This is a genomic window from Blautia sp. AM29-29, from assembly GCF_003480555.1.
In the GTDB taxonomy this organism is placed as follows: domain Bacteria; phylum Bacillota; class Clostridia; order Lachnospirales; family Lachnospiraceae; genus Fusicatenibacter; species Fusicatenibacter saccharivorans.
This window is the reverse complement of the sequence record NZ_QUJD01000008.1, coordinates 303-610: the sequence shown is the minus strand read 5'-3', so window position 1 is coordinate 610 and position 308 is coordinate 303. Positions and strand designations below refer to the sequence as shown.

Here is a 308-nt window from a genome sequence, read left to right as displayed (position 1 = left end):
GATTCGAACCCCGGACAACTTGATTAAAAGTCAAGTGCTCTACCGACTGAGCTAATGCTCCGTAAAATATGCCTAGTTCCGGAATCGAACCAGAGACACGAGGATTTTCAGTCCTCTGCTCTACCAACTGAGCTAACTAGGCATAAAATTGCGGGAGTAGGATTTGAACCTACGACCTTCGGGTTATGAGCCCGACGAGCTTCCAGACTGCTCCATCCCGCGATATCCTATTTTTGTACTTGATTTCTCAAGTAAAGCCGATGATCGGACTCGAACCGATAACCTGCTGATTACAAATCAGCTGCTCT

The 308-nt window shown here is 46.8% G+C and carries 4 tRNA genes (2 of these 4 cut by a window edge); all 4 read right to left on the bottom strand.

The annotated features are described in order from the left end of the window. Positions 1-61, bottom strand: a tRNA-OTHER gene (locus tag DW769_RS16580) (it extends 60 nt beyond the left edge of the window). Positions 62-69: 8 nt separating this feature from the next. After that, positions 70-142, bottom strand: a tRNA-Phe gene (locus DW769_RS07175). 6 nt (positions 143-148) lie between these two features. Next, a tRNA-Met gene (locus DW769_RS07170) sits at positions 149-222 on the bottom strand. 33 nt (positions 223-255) lie between these two features. After that, positions 256-308: transfer RNA gene (locus DW769_RS07165), tRNA-Thr, on the bottom strand (it continues 27 nt past the right edge of the window).